Annotated in this window: 15 protein-coding genes and 1 pseudogene; 6 read left to right on the forward strand and 10 right to left on the reverse strand. The window is 62.2% G+C overall.

Annotated features, from left to right (window positions below):
• Nucleotides 1–7: 7 nt before the first annotated feature.
• The 7 genes from proS to ACQB61_RS09865 all read right to left on the reverse strand — a co-directional run bounded on the left by proS (nucleotide 8) and on the right by ACQB61_RS09865 (nucleotide 6,849).
• Nucleotides 8–1,336: a proline--tRNA ligase gene (gene proS, locus ACQB61_RS09835; RefSeq protein ID WP_430512481.1), complete on the reverse strand. Its 1,329-nt coding sequence runs from the start codon at nucleotides 1,334–1,336 to the stop codon at nucleotides 8–10.
• A 560-nt stretch (nucleotides 1,337–1,896) separates the two neighbouring features.
• Nucleotides 1,897–2,694 (reverse strand): metallophosphoesterase family protein, encoded by a 798-nt coding sequence (locus tag ACQB61_RS09840; RefSeq protein WP_430512482.1) that lies wholly within the window; start codon nucleotides 2,692–2,694, stop codon nucleotides 1,897–1,899.
• 18 nt (nucleotides 2,695–2,712) lie between these two features.
• Nucleotides 2,713–3,540 carry an ABC transporter permease gene (locus ACQB61_RS09845; protein ID WP_430512483.1) on the reverse strand — a complete coding sequence of 276 codons (828 nt, stop codon included), beginning with the start codon at nucleotides 3,538–3,540 and terminating at the stop codon, nucleotides 2,713–2,715.
• Nucleotides 3,537–4,448, reverse strand: coding sequence for an ABC transporter permease (locus ACQB61_RS09850; RefSeq protein WP_430512484.1), 912 nt, complete (start codon nucleotides 4,446–4,448; stop codon nucleotides 3,537–3,539). Before ACQB61_RS09850 ends, ACQB61_RS09845 begins: the two co-directional genes overlap by 4 nt.
• Nucleotides 4,449–4,611: 163 nt before the next feature.
• Nucleotides 4,612–5,757 carry an extracellular solute-binding protein gene (locus ACQB61_RS09855; RefSeq protein ID WP_430512485.1) on the reverse strand — a complete coding sequence of 382 codons (1,146 nt, stop codon included), beginning with the start codon at nucleotides 5,755–5,757 and terminating at the stop codon, nucleotides 4,612–4,614.
• A 34-nt stretch (nucleotides 5,758–5,791) separates the two neighbouring features.
• Nucleotides 5,792–6,280, reverse strand: a complete 489-nt coding sequence (locus tag ACQB61_RS09860) for a hypothetical protein (RefSeq protein ID WP_430512486.1) — start codon at nucleotides 6,278–6,280, stop codon at nucleotides 5,792–5,794.
• A complete protein-coding gene (locus ACQB61_RS09865; protein ID WP_430512487.1) occupies nucleotides 6,226–6,849 on the reverse strand; it encodes an ABC transporter ATP-binding protein in 624 nt (207 codons plus the stop codon). The genes ACQB61_RS09860 and ACQB61_RS09865 overlap by 55 nt, the downstream gene beginning before the upstream one ends.
• 135 nt (nucleotides 6,850–6,984) lie before the next feature.
• Between ACQB61_RS09865 and ACQB61_RS09870 the strand changes: the two genes are divergently transcribed.
• From ACQB61_RS09870 to ACQB61_RS09895, 6 genes and pseudogenes are all read left to right on the forward strand, one after another.
• On the forward strand, nucleotides 6,985–7,986 hold the full coding sequence (locus tag ACQB61_RS09870; RefSeq protein ID WP_430512488.1) for a LacI family DNA-binding transcriptional regulator: 1,002 nt from the start codon (nucleotides 6,985–6,987) through the stop codon (nucleotides 7,984–7,986).
• A 174-nt stretch (nucleotides 7,987–8,160) separates the two neighbouring features.
• Complete coding sequence (locus tag ACQB61_RS09875; RefSeq protein ID WP_430512489.1) at nucleotides 8,161–9,462, forward strand: NAD(P)/FAD-dependent oxidoreductase; 1,302 nt, start codon at nucleotides 8,161–8,163, stop codon at nucleotides 9,460–9,462.
• A 13-nt stretch (nucleotides 9,463–9,475) separates the two neighbouring features.
• The gene (locus ACQB61_RS09880; protein WP_430512490.1) at nucleotides 9,476–10,222 is read left to right on the forward strand and encodes a DUF1365 domain-containing protein; all 747 of its coding nucleotides are present in this window, start codon (nucleotides 9,476–9,478) and stop codon (nucleotides 10,220–10,222) included.
• 139 nt (nucleotides 10,223–10,361) lie between these two features.
• The gene (locus ACQB61_RS09885; protein ID WP_430512491.1) at nucleotides 10,362–11,633 is read left to right on the forward strand and encodes a class I SAM-dependent methyltransferase; all 1,272 of its coding nucleotides are present in this window, start codon (nucleotides 10,362–10,364) and stop codon (nucleotides 11,631–11,633) included.
• A 148-nt stretch (nucleotides 11,634–11,781) separates the two neighbouring features.
• Nucleotides 11,782–12,589 (forward strand): annotated as a pseudogene (locus ACQB61_RS09890) (transporter substrate-binding domain-containing protein).
• Nucleotides 12,590–12,704: 115 nt separating this feature from the next.
• Nucleotides 12,705–13,481 (forward strand): amino acid ABC transporter permease, encoded by a 777-nt coding sequence (locus ACQB61_RS09895; protein ID WP_430514340.1) that lies wholly within the window; start codon nucleotides 12,705–12,707, stop codon nucleotides 13,479–13,481.
• A gap of 22 nt (nucleotides 13,482–13,503) precedes the next feature.
• On the opposite strand, the gene ACQB61_RS09900 is transcribed toward ACQB61_RS09895, so the two are convergent.
• The 3 genes from ACQB61_RS09900 to ACQB61_RS09910 form a co-directional block, all read right to left on the reverse strand.
• Nucleotides 13,504–14,301 (reverse strand): SDR family NAD(P)-dependent oxidoreductase, encoded by a 798-nt coding sequence (locus ACQB61_RS09900; RefSeq protein WP_430512492.1) that lies wholly within the window; start codon nucleotides 14,299–14,301, stop codon nucleotides 13,504–13,506.
• Nucleotides 14,302–14,427: 126 nt separating this feature from the next.
• On the reverse strand, nucleotides 14,428–14,580 hold the full coding sequence (locus ACQB61_RS09905) for a hypothetical protein (RefSeq protein ID WP_430512493.1): 153 nt from the start codon (nucleotides 14,578–14,580) through the stop codon (nucleotides 14,428–14,430).
• On the reverse strand, nucleotides 14,552–15,076 hold the full coding sequence (locus ACQB61_RS09910; RefSeq protein WP_430512494.1) for a cupin domain-containing protein: 525 nt from the start codon (nucleotides 15,074–15,076) through the stop codon (nucleotides 14,552–14,554). Before ACQB61_RS09910 ends, ACQB61_RS09905 begins: the two co-directional genes overlap by 29 nt.
• Nucleotides 15,077–15,277: the final 201 nt, after the last annotated feature.

Consider the following 15,277-nt stretch of genomic DNA (forward strand, 5'->3'; position numbering starts at 1 on the left):
GATGGCTTCAGACAGCCAGTGCTTCCCGGACCTTATTGAAGGCCGCGTCGATGGTGAGTGTTTCGCGGGTCCCGGTGGCCCGTTCCTTCACTTCAATCACGCCATCCTTGAGGCCGCGCGGACCAGCGATGAGCTGGAACGGCAGGCCGATCAGGTCCATGGTGGCGAACTTCGCACCGGCGCGGGTGTCGACGTCATCATACAGGACTTCGATCCCGGCATTTTCAAGACGCTGATACAGTGCCTCACAGGCCGCATCGGTGTCTGCGCCGCCCGGCTTCAGGTTGACGAGGCCCACATGGAACGGCGCAACGGACGCCGGCCAGATGATACCTTCCTCGTCATGGCTCGCCTCGATCAGCGCGCCCATCAGACGCGACACGCCAACGCCATAGGAGCCCATGTGCACCGGCACTTCCGTGCCTTCCTTGGTCATGACCTTTGCGCCCATGGCTTCGGAATACTTGGTGCCGAAATAGAAGATGTGACCCACTTCGATGCCGCGGGCGGACACCTGCGCGTCGGCAGGCAGCGCGCCAAAGGCTGCTTCGTCATGCATCTCTTCCGTTGCCGCATAAGGCGTTGTCCACTGGTCGACCAGCGGCGTGAGATCAGAGGCAAAGTCGGTGTCAGCGGCGGGAGCGGGCATGTCCAAGAGGCTCTTGTCGCAGAACACGGCGCTTTCACCGGTCGAGGCCAGAATGATGAACTCGTGGCTCATGTCGCCGCCAATGGGGCCGGTATCGGCGCGCATCGGAATGGCTTTCAGGCCCATGCGGGCGAAGGTGCGCAGATAGGCAACGAACATGCGGTTATAGGCATGGCGGGCCGATTCCTTGTCAATGTCGAAGGAATAGGCATCCTTCATCAGGAACTCACGGCCACGCATGATGCCAAAGCGCGGGCGCACCTCGTCACGGAACTTCCACTGGATGTGGTAGAGGTTCAGCGGCAGATCCTTGTAGGAGCGCACATAGCCACGGAAGATGTCGGTGATCATCTCCTCATTGGTCGGGCCGAACAGCATTTCGCGTTCGTGGCGGTCCTCGATGCGCAGCATCTCCTTGCCATAGGCATCATACCGCCCGCTTTCGCGCCACAGGTCAGCAGACTGGATCGTCGGCATCAGGAGCTGGATGGCGCCAGCGCGATTCTGCTCTTCCTCAACGATCTTCTCGATCTTGCGCAACACTCGAAAACCAAGCGGCAGCCAGGAATAGATGCCTGCGGACTGCTGACGGATCATGCCGGCGCGCAGCATCAGGCGGTGCGAAACGATTTCCGCTTCCTTGGGGGTTTCCTTCAGGATCGGCAGAAAAAAGCGGGACAGGCGCATGGTCTCTCTCTGGTCTTGCTTGGCCCGCAAGCCGGGCCCATATGCGGGACGGCCTGAGAGAAACCGCAGGCGCGGCAAAAACTCAAGCCCCTTGCCGCCAAATGCCCGGTTATCCGCCGTTTCCAGATATAAGGCGCCCCGAGGCGGCCATTTTTCCGAAGCTGGCAAACCGCATCAGAAAGCGGCATGCAAAAAGTTTGTGCTTATGCGCTCAAAATAGTGACAAGTTTGTGTCGATGCGCTAGTTTCCAGCTTCATAAGAACAGGACGTTGATTTTCAACGTTCGGAGCCACTGAAAAGAGGCATCGCGGTCTGAGTCTTGGGAGGAAGATCCCCCAGGCGCACCTTCGGGTTCGCAGCCGGCACCAGAAGCTTAAAAGAGCACTGGTGTAAAACGGGGAGTTTAGACGCGGAACTAAAAAGGCAGGACGCAAGTCCTGCTTTTTTCGTCCAGATTTTGGCGTTGGGTCTGCCGGCGCCACCGTGAGACCGACTTGTGCGCTGCCCTATTGCAGATCCCGGAGCCTCCTCAGCAGGCTCCGGCACTCTGCAAGCCTCCTCACTCCAGATCAATCATCCGGGGGCTGGTGATCACTTCGCCGAAGCCGGTGATGTGGTGGAGCCAGTAGACATAGGGCTCTGCGGACAGCGGCGGCTCGCTGGTCCAGCCGAGGCCGGGGGCATATTGGAAGGCTGGGCTGCCGGCGATGGCGGCGAAGTGCCCGGCAAAGCTGGTGATCAGCGGCCGGTGCACATGGCCCGTCAGCAGGCGCAGGTGGCCGGGGAAACCGGCCAGAAGCGTGCGCAACTCGTCTCTTCCCGCCGTCAGCGTCATCCAGTCCCAGGCGGGTGAGGCAAGGCCGAACGGCGGATGATGCAGCATGAAGAAGGTGACGCCGGAGGTGGTCTCTTCCCGCGCCTTTTCGTCCGCCAGACGCTCCGCCAGCCAGCCAAGACGCTCTGCGCAAAGTTCCCCCTCGACCTTGCCCGGGATGATCGTATCAAGGCCAATGACACGGACACCCTTGTGTATCATGTCGAAGTTGAGGAATGGCTCCGGCGTGAAGCGGATGCTGTCCGCGAAGGCCGCACGCATGGCAGCGCGCCGGTCGTGGTTACCCGGCACCACAAGCACGGGAGCATCAAACCGGGCCAGCATCTGCCGGGCCAGCGCATAATCTTCCGCGCTGCCGCAGTCGGCCAGATCGCCGGAGATCAGCACCAGATCCGGCTGCGGCGTCAGGCTGGCGGCATCGGCCAGCACCTTCTCCACCGCCGCCACCGTATCGGGGCGCGGGTGAGCGCTTTCCTTGTCTGCGGCGAAGAGATGGAAGTCAGAGAAATGAAGGATGTACATTCCTGAAAGGTCTTTCAGTCAGCGGCCGATGCGCGAGAGCACATCCGCCTTCAGGAAGCGTTCGATGACCAGCATGAAGCCGACGGAGGGGATCAGGAGGATCAAGGCGGTGATGGCGGCGATCTGGTAATTGCCGCCCATACTGGCGTTGAACATGAGGATCGGCAGGGTCGAGATGTCCGGCGCACCGACGAAATAGGTGCCGGTGAACTCGTCGATGCTGTCGAGGAAGACGAAGATCGACGCGGCCATCAGCCCCGGAAAGGCCTGCGGCAGAGTGATGTCACGGAATGTGCGCAAGGGCCCTGCCCCGAGGTTGCGCGCCGCCTCCTCCATGCTGCGGTCCACGGCGCTGAAGGAAGCCGTGGCAATCCACACCGCATATACAAGACCGGGCAGCGAATGCACCAGTACCACGCCGAAGAGCGTGCCATTGAGCCCGAGGCCGTAGAAGATCGCGGCAATGTTGACGAAGATCGGCAGCGACGGGAAGGCCTGCGGCAGCAGGAAGATCAGCATGATGAAGCTGCGGGCGGGCAGCGCCAGCCGCGCCAGCGCATAACCGGCCGGAATGGACAGGGCCATGGAGAGGCCGACGGTCGCCGCCGCGATGGAAACGGAGTTCCACAGCGACTCCCACGCCCCCGCACGCGGCCGGAACACCCGCCCCCAGAACTCGAAGCCCCAGCGGGTCGGCCACTGATTGGGATAGAACCACTGTTCGGCAAAGGCCCAGATGGCCAGATTGGTCAGCGGTCCGAAGACGATGAAGGCCACCAGCCCCATGGCGAGGGCAAGGCCGAGGGTGGCGCCCGCCTTGCGGGCAAGGCTTGTGAGAGTGGTCATTGGCCTGCCTTTGCCTTGAGCGTCATGCGCAGGTAAGCCCAGGCCGCCACTGCCGTCAGCAGATAGGAGAACAGGCCGAGCGCATTGGCGACGGCGTAGTCGCCGTAATAGGTGACCCGGTGGGCCATCATCGCCGTCATCATGGTGGGATTGCCGGAAATCAGCATGGCGGGCACGGAGAGCACCGACATGATGGTGACCAGCGACAGCACCAGCGCCACCAGCAGCTGCGGGCGCACTTGCGGCAGCACGATATCGAACAGGCAGCGCAGCCGCCCTGCCCCCAGATTGCGCGCCGCCTCGATGGTGGACCGGTCAAGCGAGGCCATGGCCCCGGCGAGCAGCAGCGTGACGAAGGGGATCTGTTTCCAGGCGAAGGTCAGCATCAGGCCCCGCCAGTCGAGCAGGCTCTGGGCAGACGCGGCATCCAGCACCCCGCCCTCCACCAGCAGCGTGTTCAGCATTCCGTTGCGGGCAAGGAAGGAGCGTGCCGTCTGCCCGGCCACGATGAAGGGAATGAACAGCGGCCAGCGGTAGAGCCAGCGCAGCAGGGGCACGGCCCAGCGGCTTTCGCCCAGCGTGAGATAACCGGCAATGGCGATGGAAGAGGCAGCAATCAACGCCAGCGAGCCGAGGGCAACAAGAATGGAGAAGATGATGTCGCCACTGTAGAACTCCAGCGCCTTGGCGATATTGGCCGTCGAAAAGCCGCCCTCTCCGTCCTGAAAGGCGGTGATGAGCGAGCGCAGCAGCGGTGCAGCATAAAGCAGGCCAATGGCCGTCAGCGCAGGGGCAACGAGCAGCAGCCCGGCGCCCATGCCCGCCAAACGGCTGAAAAGCCCACCTGCGGCAGCAGGACCGGCCTCTTGCCGGGGCTGCAGCGTGTCAGCGGCAGAATGTGCAGTCATGAGGCATTTCCTCTTAGCCGGTTTGTCCGCACGGCGGCCTCCGGCCTTTTCCCTGAAAGGCGAGATGTCTGGCCCGGCGGAAAAGCCGGGCCAGACGGGATCGGAAGAATAGATGCGAGGGCTCGGGGCAGACTGTCAGCAAGCCCTCTCCCCAAGTCACATCTTACTTGGCGACGTTCTTCTCGTAGGCTTCCAGAATTGCCGCGAAGTACTTGGCCTGCGGCATGGACCAGCCACGTTCGGCCAGCGTTTCCGGGGTCACGTCGGCAAACAGGCGGTTCCATTCGGCGTCCGTCAGCTCGCTCTTGACGTTCTGCGGATCGATGCCAGGGAACCAGTTGAAGCGGCGCACGATGCCGTCAGCCTGGACAGCCGGGCTGGTGGCGAAGGCGATGAACTCCTTGGCGAGTTCCGGCTCAGCAGCCTTGGCCGGCACCGTGTAATACATCGGCTGGCCCGGCATGCCCGGCGACAGGATCATCAGCTTGAGGTTCGGGTTGAGGCGGCCATCGGCAACCCAGGTGTAGAACATGTCCATCCACACCGGACCCATGGCAATTTCGCCGCGGTTCATGGCATCCAGCGTGCCGGCGTTGCCGGGGGTCATGACGACGCTCTGGTTGAAGTCGCGCAGCGAGGTGAGCGCAGGCGTCCACTTGTCAGCAGCCCCATCCACCCACGGCCCGTTGCGGATTTCGTCAGCCGCGCCGGAGAAGGCATACATCCAGCCGAAGACAAAGCCGACGCCAGCCATGCCGCCGGTGATGCCGTTGTAACCGAACTTGCCGGGGTTTTCCTTCACCCACTTGGCCAGTTCCTCATAGGACTGCGGCGGGTTGGCGATGACGTCCGGATTGTAGGCAATGGCGATCTGGCTGTGGAACATCGGCATGACATAGCCGGAGACATTCACGCCGAGCGAGTTTTCCGCCGTTTCGCGGGTGACAAGCTTGGCCGTGGCGAGCCCATCGCGGTAGCTCGACAGCAGCTTCTCCTCGACCATCTTGCCAGCCATGCGCTGATGCACGACGGCAACGTCAACGTCCCACACGTCCTTGCCCTTCTGGGCGTCGATCTTTTCATAGATCGCCTGGCTGCCGCCATCGCCGGGGCCGGTGCCGACCGCGCGCACGGTCACGCCCGGATGGGCCTCCTCGAACTTCGGCCCGAGGTAGTCGTTGATGTAGTCCACCATGTTGGTGTCACCGGCCGTGACCACCGTCAGGGTCTGGGCCGACACGCTGGTCACAAGAGTTGTCGCAAGGGTCGTGGCCGCCAGCATGCTGGCAAGGGCAATCCTGAGTTTCATGTCTGGTCTTCCCTGAAGTTCGTGAGTGGGAAAATTAGTGCCGTGTCTCCAGAACCGCCCCGTGGAGCGTGCCCTGAAGCAGGCGGTTTTCGGCATCGAAGCTCATCAGCATCGAGGCCGGAACAGTGAGGGACGCATCAGCGCCCGCTGCGATGGGAACAGGTGAGCAGCCCGACAGGCTCTCCCCGGCAGAATCAATGGTGATCTGGTAGGTGCCGCCCGCATAGGCGCAGGCACTGACCTGCCCTTTCCGTAACAGCGCCGGACCTTCCGGCAGAACCTCTGCAGAAGTGAAAGCGCGTGCAGCCTCAGTGCGGAACCCGGCCAGCTTCGTGAAGGCTGCAACCGGATCGCCATGGCGGAAGGCCGTGACATTACTGACGCCAAGAAACTGCGCCGCCTCAAGATCCGCCGGGGCGCTGTACAGCTCCTCGGGGCTCGCCACTTGCACGATCTGCCCCTTGCGCATCAGCACGATACGGTCGGCCATGGCCAGCGCCTCGTCCTGGTCGTGGGTGACCATGATGGTGGTGATGCCGACTTTTGCTGCAGACGGCGCAATTCGCCGCGCAGGCTGCGGCGGATGGAGGCATCGAGGTTCGAAAGCGGCTCGTCCAGCAGCAGCAGCGGCGGATCTATGATCAGCGCCCGGCCAAGCGCCACACGCTGACGCTGGCCGCCGGACAGGCTGGTGACGGAGCGTCCGCCATAGCCCTCAAGGCCCAGAAGCGCCAGAACCTCCTCTGCCCGCCGCTCCCGCTCGGCCTTGGGCAGGCCACGCAGCTTCAACGGATAGGTCAGGTTTCCAGCCACAGACATATGCGGCCAAAGGGCATAGGACTGGAACACCATGGCCGTCTGGCGCGCCTCGGGCGCAAGACCGGCGATGGAGCGTCCGCCCACAGTGATGTCTCCTGCGCTCAGCGGGGCAAAGCCCGCGATGGAGCGCAGCAATGTTGTCTTGCCGCAGCCCGAAGGGCCCAGCAGGCAGGTAAAGGTGCCCGCTGGCACCTCCAGCGAGATGCCGTCGAGAATGAGAGACTGCCCAAGGCGAATGGACACCTCCTCCAGTGACAGCGCTTCAGTTCCCATGGGGACCTCCTCCGATTGAAAGCGCGTTCAATCTATGTTCAGCGCATGACGGTTTTATGTCAACATGATTTGCAAACCGCCGTTTTTTGTGCAATGCAGGATATGCACGCGTTTGCAAAGTGAGCCGGAGAAGGAATGCGCGTCACCGCCGATGATGTTGCCGAAGCCGCAGGCGTTTCCCGCGCCATGGTTTCCCGCGCCTTCACGGAAGGGGCACCGATCGCAGCCCGCAAGCGTGCCCACGTGCTGGCCGTGGCCGAATCCCTCGGCTATCGCCCCAACCGCATCGCCCGCGGCCTCACCGGCAGCCACACCGGCCTCATTGCCCTTGTGGTCGGCGCCGTCTCACGCCCCTATGAAGCCTGGCTGCTGGAAACGATGAGCCGGGAAATCCGCGCTGCCCGCAACTGGCCACTTCTGCTTCAGGTGCAGCCGGGTGACGAGCTGGACAATGCGCTGGAAGATGCCCTCGCCTATCAGGTGGACGGGGCGATTGTTGCCGCCGGTTCCGTCAGCCCGGCCCTGGCTGAACGCTGCCGCAACTCTGGCGCTCCCATTGTCATGGTCGGCCGCATCATGCCGGGCGGCGATACGGATGCCGTGTGCTGCGACAACCGGCTGGGACTGGAACTGCTGGTGGAGCACCTTGCCTCAACCGGCCGCCGGAAACTGGCCTGGATCGGCGGCACACCGGAGACATTCTCCAACATCGAGCGCCACGACGGGCTGACGCAGGCGCTGGCCCGGCGCGGCATGAAGCTGCTGGCTGCACGTCAGGGCGATTATTCCGTCGACAGCGGCCTTGCACAGGCACTCACCCTGCTCACCGCACCGGAAAAGCCTGACGCCATTCTCTGCGGCAATGATGCCATGGCACTTGGCGCCATCGCCGCCGCCCGCCGCCTCGGCCTCAGCGTTCCGGGCGATATCGCCATCACCGGCTTTGATGACATCCCCGCCGCTGCGTGGGAGCCCTATCAGCTGACGACCGTGCGCAATCCGGTGCTGGAAACCACGCGAGAGGCACTTCGCCTCCTGCGCCAGCGCATTGAAGGTCACAGTGGAACAGAAGGCGCAGAAGCCGCCGCCGAAATCGTCCGCCTCGCCCCGGAACTGATCATCCGCCAAAGCGCCTGAGGCGGAACTAGCCTTTTCGCTCCTCCGGCACGGCCTGTTCGCTCCCCTTCCCGCACAACAAAATTTCCGGTCCGTGATCCGCCCGCTTTGGCGCAGCGTAAGATCTGGCAACACAAGGCATTTCCCCGCTGCCCCACCTTTGGGACACCCCGTCCCGCATGACAAGGATACAGAATGCGGATTGCAGTCATCGGTTCCGGTATCTCGGGCAACAGCGCCTCCTGGGCCCTCAGCGGCCAACACGAAATCACCGTTTACGAAAAGCGCCTGCGACCCGGCGGGCACAGTGCCACGGTCGATATCGATTATGACGGCGCCGCCATTTCGGTAGACACAGGCTTCATCGTCTACAACGAGCTGAATTACCCCAACCTGACCGCACTCTTTGCACACCTGGGCGTAACGACCGAAGCCAGTGACATGAGCTTTGCCCTATCGGTGGATGAAGGTCGGCGGGAATGGGCGGGCACCAATCTGGGCACCATCTTCGCCCAGCGGCGCAACATGGTCTCACCGCGTTTCCTCTGGATGCTGCGCGAGATCCTGCGCTTCAACCGCCAATGTGCCGCCGATCTTGCCTCGGGTTATCTGACAGGCATGAGCCTTGGCGATTACATGCGGGCGCGCAAGTTCTCCTCCGCCTTCATTGAGGATTATCTGGTGCCGATGGGCGCGGCTATCTGGTCTACACCGGCCTCCGAGATGCTGGCCTTCCCTGCCGCATCCTTCGTCGCTTTCTTCGAGAACCACCGCCTGATCAATTTCGACCGGCCGCAGTGGCGCACGGTTTCCGGCGGCAGCCGCAACTATGTGCAGCGCCTGCTTGAGCCGCTGCGCGGCCATGTGCGGCTTGGCTCGCCCGTCACCAGTGTGCGCCGGGCGGACGGCAAGGTGCATGTGCGCGATGCCTCCGGTCAAGAAGACATCTTCGATCACGTCATTCTAGCCAGCCACACGGACCAGACGCTGGCCATGCTGGATGACGCAAGCGAGGACGAGCGCCGCATTCTCTCGACCATCCGCTACCGGCCCAATGCGGTCTATCTGCACCGGGACGAAAGCCTGATGCCGAAGCGCAAGAGCGTCTGGGCTTCCTGGAACTATCTCGCCCGCACTGGCGCTGCGGACGGCACTGATGTAGCCGTGTCCTACTGGATGAACCGGCTGCAGAACATTGACTACAGCCGCCCGCTGTTCGTCACGCTCAATCCGCCGCACGAACCGCGCGAGGATCTGACCTTTGCCCGCTTCACCTATGACCACCCGCAGTTTGATGCAGGTGCGCTGGCGGCCCAGCAACAACTCTCGCGCATACAGGGCGTGGCCAACACGTGGTATTGTGGAGCCTGGCAAGGGCATGGCTTCCACGAAGACGGTCTGGTTTCCGGCCTGAAGGTGGCAACGGCCCTTGGTGCGGAACTTCCCTGGCGCTCTGCGGCGGCTGGCACGTCCGGCCTTGCGGAAGCAGCCGAGTAAAGGCACCCGACACATGACCGAACGGCACGGCAACACAAGCATGAGCGGGAATGGCCCTGCCCCGGCGGAGGCAGCAAGCCTCTATGCCGGGCAGGTCATGCATGCCCGCATGAAGCCAGTCCCGCACCGGTTCAGCTATTCCGTCTTCAGCCTGCTGATCGACCTGGACAGACTGAAGGAAGCGAGCCGGCAAAGCTGGTTCTTCTCCCACCGCCATTTCAATCTGCTGTCCTTCCATGAGAAAGACCACGGCCCCTGTGACGGCTCGGATCTCCGGGCTCATGTGGACAGGCTTCTGGCGGAAAAAGGCGTGGCACGTCCCGCGCGCGTCTTGCTTTTGTGCTATCCGCGCATGCTGGGTTACGTGTTCAACCCGCTCAGCGTCTATTATGCCTACGACAGCGAAGGCAGCCTGACCGGCATTGTCTACGAGGTGCGCAACACCTTTGGCGACCTGCACACCTATGTTGCCCCCGTGACGGTGGATCAGGTGAGCGAAGCGGGTATCCGGCAAACGCAGGACAAGCAGTTCTACGTCTCGCCCTTCCTCGACATGGTGCAGACGTATCACTTCCGCATGATGCCGCCGGGAGAAACCGTGCGTGTCCGCATCCTTGAGACAGACCCTGACGGACCGTCCCTGGCCGCCACCTTCAATGGCACTCACAACAGTTTGACCGGCCGTACAATCTTGCGCGAATGCCTGAGGATGCCTTTCATGACACTCAAGGTCATGGGGGTATTCACTGGGAGGCCTTGAAGCTTTGGCTCAAGGGTATACGTTTTCATTCAAAGACATCTGCCACCGCACCTGCGGCAGGCAGCGGCGCGAAACAGGCACGAAAGCCGGACGCGTCCGTACATAAACAGTTCTACGGGAAAGCCTGATGGAGACCGACATGTCTTTTGCCTCCTCTCTGCCCTCCCCGGCCACAGCCGGATCGCAGCGGGTCGTTCATCTGACCCAGGCCAACGCCCGCGAAGTGCTCTCCGGCCTGCCCCGCTTTGTGCGCATGGGCATGCGCATCGTGCTTGCCCTGCGCTATGGCGTGTTGACGATCACGACGCCGGATGGCCAAACCTTCCGCATCGAAGGCAAGGAGCCCGGCCCCACGGCTGATCTCACCGTCCACGACTGGCGCTTCGTGCGCATGGCAGCCGAAGGCGGTGACGTGGGTGTGGGCGAAGCCTTCATGGCCGGATACTGGTCCAGCTCGGACGTGACCACCTTCCTTGAGCTTTTCTGCGTCAACCGCGATGCAACAGTGGAGAAGCTGCAGGGCAGCCCGCTGTTCCGCCTGGCTGTCACGCTGCGCCACTGGTTCAACCGCAACACCCGCAAGGGATCGCAGCGGAACATTTCGGCGCATTACGACCTTGGCAATGCCTTCTACCGGGAATGGCTCGATCCCTCGATGACCTATTCCTCCGCCCTGTTCGATGAGAACACCGACACGCTGGAAGAGGCACAGCGCAAGAAATATATGGCTCTGGCCGAGGCCACCGGCATCAAGCCGGGCCACAAGGTGCTGGAGATCGGCTGCGGCTGGGGCGGCTTTGCCGAGTTTGCCGCCAGCGAGATCGGCGCCAATGTGCGGGCCCTCACCATTTCCCGAGAGCAGTATGACTATGCCCGCGAGCGCATCTTCAAGGCTGGCCTCAACGACAAGGTTGAAGTCGCGTTTCAGGATTACCGCGATGAAACAGGCATCTATGACCGCATCGCTTCCATCGAAATGTTCGAGGCGGTCGGCAAGGAATACTGGCCGGTCTATTTCAACAAGGTGTCGTCCTGCCTGAAGCCTGGCGGGCTGGCCGGGCTTCAGATCATCACGATTCAGGATACCATGTTCAAGGACTACGCCCGCCGCCCGGACTTCATTCAGCGCTACATCTTCCCCGGCGGCATGCTGCCGCCCCCGGGAAAATTGCAGGAAATCGGCGGACGGCAGGGGCTGAAACTGTCGGCGGAACGCATCTTCGGGCAGGATTATGCTCGCACCCTTGCCGAATGGCGCGAGCGCTTCCGCGAGGCCTGGCCGCGCATTTCTCCGCTCGGCTTCGACGACCGGTTCAAGCGGCTCTGGGAGTTCTATTTTCACTACTGCGAAGCCGGCTTCCGCTCTGGCAACATCGACGTGCGCCAGATCGTTTATGCGAAGGCGGGGTAAAACAGCTTTGCCATTCCGGGCCGCCCCGCAATAACGCCGGGGCGGCTTTTTCTTTTGAACTGATCCCTTGCTCGCCGTCACGCTTGCCGCAGCCAGCCTTCACGGCTAACAGTCGGGAACACATTTCACGTCAACGGGAGCCTGACCCATGACCGCCTTTCTGCCGCGATTTATCCGCCTTGCCGCCCTCGCCGTTTCGGTGCTGCCCTTCACCGGCAACCTTGTCCAGGCGGCAGAGCTGCCGGATCTGGGGGCCGGGAAATCGCGGTACTGACGGAAAATGCCTATCCGCCGCTGCAGTTCATGGACAGCAACGGCAAGGCCGTGGGCTGGGAGTATGATGCGGTTGCGGAGATCGCAAAGCGGCTCAATGCCAAGATCACCTTCCAGAACTCCAGCTGGGACGCGATGATCCCTGCCATTGCCGCAGGGGAATATGATTTCGCCATGAATGGCATCACCATCCGCGACGACCGCAAGGACAAGGTGGATTTCTCCGATCCCTATATGCGTTCGGAAATGGTCATGCTGGTGCGCGCCGATGAAGCCCGGTTTGCCGATGCCAAGGGCTTTGCCGCTGACCCGGACCTGCTTATGGCCGCCCAGCCGGGCACCACACCCTTTATGTCGGCGTCTACGAAGTGCTCGACGGCGATGAGGCCAACCCGCGCATCAAGAAATTCGAGACCTTCGGCGCTGGCGTTGCCGCGCTCAGAGCCGGGGATGTGGACCTTGTACTGACCGACAGCACGGCGGCGGAAGGTTATGTCTCAACCTCCAATGGCGCGCTGAAGATTGTCGGTGAAAAGCTCGGCACGGAAGACTTCGGTTTCATTTTCCCCAAGGGCTCGGATCTGGTCTCCCCGGTCAATGCCGCCATTGCGTCGATGAAAGCTGATGGCACCCTGGCCGCACTCGATAAGAAATGGCTGCTCGACTACAAGATGGGCCAGTGAAGCGCGCCGCCGCAGGAGACATGTGATGGGACCCGTCCGCACCAAGCCGGGGGCACGGCCACGCCATGGCGGCGGCCAACCGTCCGGCTCAGAGTTTCCCTGGTGGCTGGCTGCCATGGGGCTTCTGGTCGCCTATGCCTTTGCGCAGGCATTGGGAGACGCGGAACAGGCACAGGTTCTGTCCACTCTGTCGCGGGGCATCGGCATAACGTTGATGGTCACCGCCACGGCTTTCACCGGCGCTTCACTGCTCGGGTTGCTGCTGGCGCTCGGCACCCTGTCACGGTTTGCCGTCGTCCGTCAGTTTGTCCGCTTCTATGTGGAACTGATCCGCGGCATCCCGATCATCGTGCTGCTGCTCTACATTGCCTTTGCTGGCGTTCCCCTGCTGGTGGAAGGCTGGAACTGGATCGCGGGGAACCTTGGTCTTGGTGACGTGAAGACGCGGGATGTCTCCCTGCTCTGGCGTGCCGTTGCCGCCCTGATCCTTGCCTATTCCGCCTTTCTGGCGGAGGTGTTCCGGGCCGGTATCGTCTCGATTGCGCCCGGTCAGGTAGAGGCTGCGAAGGCTCTTGGGCTCAATGGCTGGCAGCGCTTCCAACTGGTCATTGCCCCGCAGGCCCTGCGCGTGGTGCTGCCCCCGTTCGGCAATGATTTCATTGCCATGTTGAAGGACAGTTCCCTCGTTTCGGTTCTCGGCGTCACCGACATAACCCAGCTCGGCAAAATCGCAGCCGCCGGAAACTTCCGCTATTTCGAGACCTATAATCTCGTCGCGCTGATCTATCTGTCGATGACCGTCACCCTATCTGTCGCCATGCGTCAGCTGGAACACCGTCTGCGCTGGAAGGACAGGCCGGTCAGCGGCGAGGCTCAGGGCGGGCAGATCTGAGTTTGGCACTGTCCCTCTTTGCTCACTGCCCCTTGCGGCTCCAGCCGGTGGCTCTGGCAACCAGCGGAAAGTAGAGGCTGTAGGGCAGAATCCGGAGAAACTTGAGCTGCCGCACGAAGGCTTTGGGGAAGGAAATCTCGAAGCCTTTACGCGCCTTCAACCCCGCCACGAGCGCCTTGGCGGCCTCATCCACGGGCATCAGATGCGGCATGGGGAAAGGGTTTTCCTTTGTAGCAGGCGTATCGACAAAGCCGGGCGAAACCACCTGAATGCGGATGCCGGCCCGGTCGAGATCGAACTTCAGGCTCTCTGCCAGATTGATCAGACCGGCTTTGGTCGCTCCATAAGCTGCCGAAGTGGGAAGCCCGCTGTAACCTGCGACAGAGGCGACAATAGCGATCTGGCCGCGTCCCCGGCCCTTCATGGCGGCAATCGCGGGCAGCACCACATGCACCGTTCCCTTCAGATTGACATCGAAGGTTTTGGCGTATGCTTCGGGTGAACCGTCCAGCCCATCGACCGGGATATAGACCCCTGCATTGGCGATGACGAGAGCAAGCGGTGCAAGTTCCGTCTCAATCCGCGATGCAATGGCAGCCATGGCAGCTGCGTCCGTCACATCGCCGGGATAGGCATGAATGGAGCCGGACAGACCTTCTGCCTCACGGCATAGGCTCTCAAGCGCTTCGGCAGAACGGGCCGTCACCGCAACCTTGAAGCCAGCCTGCGCCAGCTCCAGAGCCACCGCCCGCCCGATGCCGGAACTGGCGCCTGTGATCCATGCCGAACCGTCTGAAGGGATTGCCGTATAATCTGTCACATGAAACTCCTGTATCTGGAGTTTCTACGGAGAAAATCAGGCTTTGGATCTTGAGGGTTCCCGCATCTGCCGATACGCGCGGCAGCAACATGGTGGGCCCGTCCAGCCCCAGCCTGGGCCCTTCCCTCACATCCGCATGAAAGGCGCGATGAGGCGGCCCAGCGGACCGGTGAGGCGCAGGTGACCTTCGGTCACGGCAAAACAGATGCAGTCTTCATCGTCATCGGCGATGGGCTTGTGATCGACGTGATCATCGGCAAAGGCCAGATCGCCGCGCACATAATGGCCATCCGAGATCCGAGAAACCGCCCTGCAGCACCAGCGTCAGTTCCTGGCCGTCATGGGTGTGGGACGGCACGGCGCGGCCGGCCTTGATCCAAAGAAGGCTTGCCGTGCAGCCATCCATCTCACCGAACTTGAACTCCTTCACGCCCGGCATGAGGCTGCGCCACTTCAGGCCTTCCAGCGTGTTGCGGCCCAGCAGGCCACGCAGGCTGGAAGGAAGGCGCGGGTCGAAGGACTCGCAGGGCTGAATGGCCCGCTCCGGCATGGCCGGAAGGCCGAGGATCGCCTCAAGACGGGCATCCCGGCTGGTCAGCTCCACCGGAGCGGTGGTGTCCAGCTCCGCACCGGCCAGGGCCTCGAGCGAACGGACATATCCGCGATGACGGGGCGACAATTCCAGATGAGATGATACGAGGACGCGTGCGGGTTCTGCCAGCCTTCCGGCGACATATCCTGCCAGCAATTCGTCCAGTCCAGTGGTAGTTTCCATTTAAGTGCCTAGGTGCCATCTTTTGGTGAGCAGCTTTTTATGCTCTACGGCGATCTTTGGTGCCCGGATCACGTCTTTCTGCGTGTTAGTAAGGAAACCTAGATAAACTGCCCCTTTCCGGCAAGATGCCGCCGGGGCCAAGACGGGGGTTTTCCGTTTCCATTTAAGCGAAGATGCAGAAAAACCTTCCACGCATGACAC

The sequence above is a fragment of the Pannonibacter phragmitetus genome (assembly GCF_050510895.1).
Taxonomy (GTDB): domain Bacteria; phylum Pseudomonadota; class Alphaproteobacteria; order Rhizobiales; family Stappiaceae; genus Pannonibacter; species Pannonibacter phragmitetus_B.